The organism is Streptomyces coryli, assembly GCF_011044975.1.
GTDB lineage: Bacteria > Actinomycetota > Actinomycetes > Streptomycetales > Streptomycetaceae > Streptomyces > Streptomyces coryli.
The window spans coordinates 1-5,912 of record NZ_JAAKZV010000361.1 but is presented as its reverse complement, the minus strand read 5'-3'; the positions used below and the strand labels follow the sequence as shown (position 1 = coordinate 5,912).

Here is a 5,912-nt window from a genome sequence, read left to right as displayed (position 1 = left end):
CACCCGCACCGACCGGCCCCCCGCCAACCGCACCCGCCTCCGCGCCCGCGGCGCATGCCCGATCCCCACCGCCGCCTCGTACAGCACCCGATGATCCTCACCGGTGAGCCAGCGCGCCGCAGCAGAGTTCGCCAGCACCAAGTCGGACCCCACCCCCAAACACACCACCGGCCGGTCCCCGTAATGCGTCGCATGCCGGAAGGCCTCCAGCAGCGCCCGCTCCGACGACGTCGACAGCTCGTAGAGCACCCGCTCCACATCCGCCGCCGCCTGCTGCGCCAGCGCCGCCATCAGCGCATCGGAAGGCCCGTTCCAGCAGGTCAAATTCATCGCCCCGGCGACCCGCCCCGTAATCGGATTACGGATCGGGGACGCCGCACACGACACCCCCTGCAGCCGATCGCTGAAGTGCTCCGTCGCCAGCACCACCGACGGCCGCCGCTCCTCCAGCGCCACCCCGATGCCATTCGTGCCCACGAACTCCTCCGCGTAGCTGAAACCAGGCGCCAGATGCACCCGGTCCAGATACGCGGACAACTTCTCTTCCCCCACCCGCCGATCGCGCACCCACCCGCGCCGATCCGTCACGATCAAGCACGCATCGGACCCGGCGAGACTCGCCTCCAGCCGATCGAGCACCGGCCCCGCCGCCCGCACCAGCCGGCTCTCCCGGTCGTAATCCGGCTGGTAAGGCGCCTGCACCTCATCGATCCCGATGCCCAGATGCATCGACCGCTGCCAGGAGTTGCGGATCCGCTCGGGCACGACGGCAGCCGCCGTCGCCTCGCCCTCCAGGAATTTCAGCCGCGCCTGCGCGATGCTGTGCGCACGCGCCTCGCCGTCGATGAGCATGCCACCTCCGCCAGGCGGTGTTTCGGCCATATTACGAAGGCGCAAGCCTCCCGGCCATGGCCCGAACAGCCCCGCCGCCGCCGTGTTCCACATTGAAAAACTCGACACCACCACCGGGCTCCACGCTGATGCACAAGCATCCGCAACCGAGGGAGCCGCCATGACCACCCAGCCAAGCGCCAGCGCCCCCCGCACCGCCATCGTCACCGGCGCCGCCCGCGGCATCGGCCGCGGCATCGCCGAACGCCTCGCCGCCGACGGCCTCGACGTCGCCGTCTCCGACCTCCCCGCCATGCGCACCGAGCTCGACGAGGTCGCCGCCGCCATCGAGAAGACCGGCCGCCGCGCCCTCGCCGTCACCGCCGACGTGACCAGCCAGGACGACACCGACGCGCTGGTCCAGAACGTCGCCGGCCACTTCGGCAAGGTCGACGTCTACGTCGCCAACGCCGGCATTGCCCGCGTCACTTCGCTCCTCGACACCAGCCCCGAGGAGTTCGACCAGATCATGGACGTCAATCTGCGCGGCGTCTTCCTCTCCTACACCGCCGCCGCCCGCCAGATGATCGCCCAGGGCACCGGCGGCAAGATCATCGGCGCCGCGTCCATCGTCGCGTACCGCCCCTTCGCCCTCCTCGGCCCGTACTCCGCCTCCAAGTGGGGCGTCCGCGGCCTGACTCAGGCAGCCGCCATGGAATGGGCCGCGCACGGCATCACCGTCAACGCCTACTGCCCCGGCATCGTCGGCACCGCCATGTGGGAGCTCATTGACGAGAAGCTCGCCCAGGCGGAAGGTCTCGACAAGGGCCAGGCCATCAAGAAGTACGCGGAAGGCATCGCCCTCGGCCGGGTCGAGGAGCCCGCGGACGTCGCCGCCTTCGTCTCCTACCTGGCCTCGACCGACTCGGACTACATGACCGGGCAGTCGGTCATGATCGACGGCGGCATCCAGTTCTCCTGACCGGCCTGAGCGAAGCCTGCAAGCCCGCAAGGAGGTCAGGACAGATGAAAGCCATCCGACTGCACGCATACGACCGGAGCCCCGTCGTCGAGGAGGTCCCCGAGCCGGTCCTCTCCAGCCCGCTCGACGTGATCGTCGAGATCGGCGGCGCCGGCCTCTGCCGCACAGATCTGCACATCGTCGAGGGCCAGTGGGAGCAGAAGTCCGGCGTGAAGCTCCCGTACACGCTCGGCCACGAGAACGCCGGCTGGGTACGGGAAACAGGCTCGGGCGTCACCCACGTCAGCCCCGGTGACCCGGTCATCCTGCACCCGCTCGCCACCTGCGGCCTGTGCCGCCCCTGCCGCTCCGGCGACGACGTGCACTGCGCCAACTCCGCCTTCCCCGGCATCGATTCGGACGGCGGCATGGCGGAGCTGCTGCTCACCAAGGCCCGCTCGGTGGTCAAGCTCGACGCCGCCCTCCGGCCCGCCGACGTGGCGGCGCTCGCGGACGCCGGCCTCACGGCGTACCACGCGGTCCGCAAAGCCGTGCCGCTCCTCTATCCCGGCACGGTCGCGGTCGTCATCGGCGCCGGCGGCCTCGGGCACATCGGCATCCAGTGCCTGAAGGCCCTCACCGCCGCGCAGGTCGTGGTGGTGGACCGCTCGGCGGAGGCCCTCGACCTGGCCGCCGAACTCGGCGCCGACCACACCGTCCAGGCCGACGGCCGCCAGATCGAGGCCGTCAAGGACCTCACCGGCGGCGAAGGCGCCGACGTCGTCCTCGACTTCGTCGGCGAGCGCGGCACCGAGGCCGAGGGCGTGGCGATGGTGCGGCGCGCGGGCTCGTACTACGTGATCGGCTACGGCGGCGAGGTCCGTATCCCGACCATCGACATCATCTCGAGCGAGATCAACGTCATCGGCAACCTCGTCGGCAGCTACAACGACCTCGACGAGCTGATGACCCTGGCGGCCCAGGACAAGGTCCGCCTGCACACCCGCACGTACCCCCTCGACGCCGTGGCCGACGCCATCGCCGATCTCGAGGCGGGCCGGCTGCGGGGCCGCGGCATTCTGGTGCCATCGAAGGAGCAATGAGATGTACGAGAAGGACGGCGAGCGCTACTTCGTGGTCGACGGTCACATCCACTTCTGGGACGGCAGTCCGGCCAACCAGGCGAACCGGTACGGCAAGGGCTTCATCGAGTGCTTCTACGACTACCACCGCAACCTCTCCCCCGAGGAGTGGCTGTGGCCGCTGGAGAAGTTCGCGAAGCCGACCGAGGCCGACCTGATGCACGACCTCTTCGAGACCGGATACGTGGACAAGGCGATCTTCCAGCCCACCTATCTGACCGACTTCTACGTCAACGGCTTCAACACCACCGAGCAGGACGGCGCGGTGGCCGAGCGGCACCCGGGCAAGTTCATCGTCAACGGCTCCTTCGACCCGCGCGACGAGAAGGCCGGCCTCGACAAGCTCGCGGAGCTCGCCGACCGCTGGCAGCTGCAGGGCGTCAAGCTCTACACCGCCGAGTGGCGCGGCGACTCCAAGGGCTGGAAGCTCTCCGACCCGTGGGCGTACCGCTATCTGGAGAAGTGCCAGGAGCTGGGGATCAAGAACGTCCACGTCCACAAGGGCCCGACGATCTACCCGCTCAACCGCGACGCCTTCGATGTCGCGGACGTCGACGACGCGGCGACGGCCTTCCCCGACCTGCGCTTCATCGTCGAACACGTCGGCCTGCCCCGGCTGGAGGACTTCTGCTGGATCGCCACCCAGGAGCCGAATGTCTACGGCGGCCTGGCGGTGGCGATGCCCTTCATCCACACCCGGCCGCGCTACTTCGCGCAGATCATCGGCGAGTTGCTCTACTGGCTCGACGAGGACCGCCTGCTCTTCTCCAGCGACTACGCGATCTGGCAGCCGAAGTGGCTGGTGGAGCAGTTCGTGGACTTCCAGATCCCGGAGGACATGCAGGCGGAGTACGGGGTCCTCACGCCCGACATCAAGCGCAAGATCCTCGGCCTCAACGCGGCGCGGCTGTACGACATCGAGGTGCCGGCGGAGGTGCCGGCGGCGCGGCTGGCGGCGGCATGAGCGGCGGCCACGGCGGCACCGGCGAGATCCTCACCGCGCTCGGCACGGTCCACGACCCGGAGCTGGACGAGCCGATCACCGACCTCGGCTTCGTGACGGAGGCGGCGCGCACAGGTGCCCATGTACAGGTCAAGTTGCGCCTGCCGACGTACTTCTGCGCCCCGAACTTCGCGTACCTGATGGTGGCGGATGCGCACGACGCGGTACGGAAGGTGCCGGGCGTCGCATCAGTGGAGATACGCCTCGAGGACCATTTCGCGGCCGAGGAGATCAACGCGGGGGTGGCGGCCCAGTCCGGCTTCGCCGGCACCTTCCCGGGCCTCGCGACGGAGGAGCTGGCGCACCTGCGCGAGACCTTCCGCCGCAAGGCGTATCTGGCCGCCCTGGAGCGCCTGTGCCGAACCCTCCCGCCGACGGCGGACCTCCCGGCCCTGACACTGGCGGACCTACCGCCGTCCGCCCAGCTCACCGCCCTGCTCGACCGCCGCAGGGCGCTGGGCCTGCCGACGGCCCCCGGCGCACCGCTGCTCCTGGACGAGCAGGGCGCGCCGCTCCCCCCGGACCGCCTGCGCTTCGCGCAAGCGGTGCGGGTCAGCATCGAAGGCAACGCCGGGTGGTGCCGCGGGCTGCTGGCCACGCGATACGGCCCGGCGCAACCCGCCGCTACCAGCCCCTAGCTCGCCTTCTGCCCCTTCACCACAAGGTGGTCGAGCAGCTCCTGCGTCGCCGCGGCGACCTGCTCGACCGCCTTGTCGAAGGCCTCCGCATTATGCGCGGCCGGCTGCCGGAACCCGGAGATCTTGCGTACGTACTGCAGCGCGGCCGCATGCGTGTCGTCCTCGGTGACGTCATCGGCGTACGGCGGGCGCAGCGTCTTGATCGATCGGCACATGCGTACGACGGTACGCCCCGCCTCTGACAACGCGCATCAGCTCCGCTCCCACCCCCGCTGAATTGCATATCTCTAGCCAAATTCCAACCCCGTTATACCTACTCTTTCGAGCGATTGTGGGTCCAGTGCCAAAGGCCTAGTTTCGCTGCCATGACGACCTCCCCGGAGCAGAACGCGCAGCGGAGCCTTGCCACCGCGGCAGCCCGTAATCTTGCCACCACCACCAAAACTCCCCCGCAGATGCAGGGGATTTCCTCCCGCTGGCTGCTGAAGATGCTTCCCTGGACGGAGGTGAAGGGCGGCTCGTACCGCGTCAACCGCCGTCTCACTCATTCCCTCGGCGATGGTCTGGTCGAATTCACCTCCACCGCGGGCGAGGTCCGCGTCATCCCGCAGGAGCTGCGCGAACTGCCGCCGCTGCGGACCTTCGACGCCGAGCCCGAGGCCCTGGACGCGCTGGCCGGCCGGTTCCGCCAGCGCGAGCTGGCCCGCGGCGACGTGCTGGTCGCGCAGGACACCCCGGCCGACCGCCTGATCCTCATCGCGCACGGCCGCTTCGAGCAGCTGGGCACCGGCAAATACGGCGACGAGACCGTCCTCGGCGTCCTCGCCGACGGCAGCCACGTCGGCGACCAGCTGCTGTACGGCGGCGAGGGGGACTGGCCGTACTCGCTGCGCGCCCAGACCTCCGCCACCGTCCTGGAACTCGACCGCGCGGACCTGCGGGCCTTCCTCGACAACGCCCCCGCCCTGCGCGCCCACGTGGAGGCCTTCCGCGCCGTCCCGCGGCAGCGGCAGAATCGCAAGGGCGAGGCTGAGATCGCCCTGACCTCGGGCCACTCCGGCGAGGCCGACCTGGCCGGCACCTTCGTCGACTACGAGCTCACGCCCCGGGAGTACGAGCTCAGCGTCGCCCAGACGGTGCTCCGGGTGCACAGCCGCGTCGCCGATCTCTACAACGACCCGATGAACCAGACCGAGGAGCAGCTGCGGCTCACCGTCGAGGCGTTGCGCGAGCGGCAGGAGCACGAGCTCGTCAACAACAAGGAGTTCGGCCTGCTGCACAACGCCGACCTCAAGCAGCGCATCCATCCGCGCTCGGGCCCGCCCACCCCCGACGAC

General features: G+C 69.8%; 7 protein-coding genes. 5 read left to right on the top strand and 2 right to left on the bottom strand.

Annotated features, from left to right (window positions below; genetic code table 11):
- Positions 1–852, bottom strand: an 852-nt coding sequence (locus G5C51_RS39210) for a sigma-54-dependent transcriptional regulator family protein (protein WP_165245245.1), incomplete at its 3' end; no start/stop codon positions are given.
- Positions 853–1,012: 160 nt separating this feature from the next.
- Here G5C51_RS39210 and G5C51_RS39205 point away from each other — a divergent pair.
- Genes G5C51_RS39205 through G5C51_RS39190 form a run of 4 tightly spaced genes read left to right on the top strand, consistent with a single transcriptional unit; the run spans position 1,013 to position 4,575 of the window.
- Positions 1,013–1,813, top strand: a complete 801-nt coding sequence (locus tag G5C51_RS39205; protein WP_165245243.1) for an acetoin reductase — start codon at positions 1,013–1,015, stop codon at positions 1,811–1,813.
- Between the two features lie 44 nt (positions 1,814–1,857).
- The gene (locus G5C51_RS39200; RefSeq protein WP_165245241.1) at positions 1,858–2,895 is read left to right on the top strand and encodes an NAD(P)-dependent alcohol dehydrogenase; all 1,038 of its coding nucleotides are present in this window, start codon (positions 1,858–1,860) and stop codon (positions 2,893–2,895) included.
- Position 2,896: 1 nt separating this feature from the next.
- Positions 2,897–3,898, top strand: coding sequence for an amidohydrolase family protein (locus tag G5C51_RS39195; protein ID WP_165245239.1), 1,002 nt, complete (start codon positions 2,897–2,899; stop codon positions 3,896–3,898).
- Positions 3,895–4,575 carry an iron-sulfur cluster assembly protein gene (locus G5C51_RS39190; RefSeq protein ID WP_165245237.1) on the top strand — a complete coding sequence of 227 codons (681 nt, stop codon included), beginning with the start codon at positions 3,895–3,897 and terminating at the stop codon, positions 4,573–4,575. The genes G5C51_RS39195 and G5C51_RS39190 overlap by 4 nt, the downstream gene beginning before the upstream one ends.
- On the opposite strand, the gene G5C51_RS39185 is transcribed toward G5C51_RS39190, so the two are convergent.
- Positions 4,572–4,790, bottom strand: coding sequence for a DUF2277 domain-containing protein (locus G5C51_RS39185; RefSeq protein WP_165245235.1), 219 nt, complete (start codon positions 4,788–4,790; stop codon positions 4,572–4,574). The two genes, G5C51_RS39190 and G5C51_RS39185, sit on opposite strands and share 4 nt — an antisense overlap.
- Before the next feature lie 150 nt (positions 4,791–4,940).
- On the opposite strand from G5C51_RS39185, the gene G5C51_RS39180 reads away from it, so the two are divergent.
- Positions 4,941–5,912, top strand: a 972-nt coding sequence (locus tag G5C51_RS39180; RefSeq protein WP_165245233.1) for a family 2B encapsulin nanocompartment shell protein, incomplete at its 3' end; no start/stop codon positions are given.

Excerpts from the sequence above, each read along its gene's own strand:
- G5C51_RS39205 (WP_165245243.1), top strand. The coding sequence starts at position 1,013 with ATGACCACCCAGCCAAGCGCCAGCGCCCCCCGCACCGCCATCGTCACC.
- G5C51_RS39200 (WP_165245241.1), top strand. The coding sequence starts at position 1,858 with ATGAAAGCCATCCGACTGCACGCATACGACCGGAGCCCCGTCGTCGAG.
- G5C51_RS39195 (WP_165245239.1), top strand. The coding sequence starts at position 2,897 with ATGTACGAGAAGGACGGCGAGCGCTACTTCGTGGTCGACGGTCACATC.
- G5C51_RS39190 (WP_165245237.1), top strand. The coding sequence starts at position 3,895 with ATGAGCGGCGGCCACGGCGGCACCGGCGAGATCCTCACCGCGCTCGGC.
- G5C51_RS39185 (WP_165245235.1), bottom strand. The coding sequence starts at position 4,790 with ATGTGCCGATCGATCAAGACGCTGCGCCCGCCGTACGCCGATGACGTC.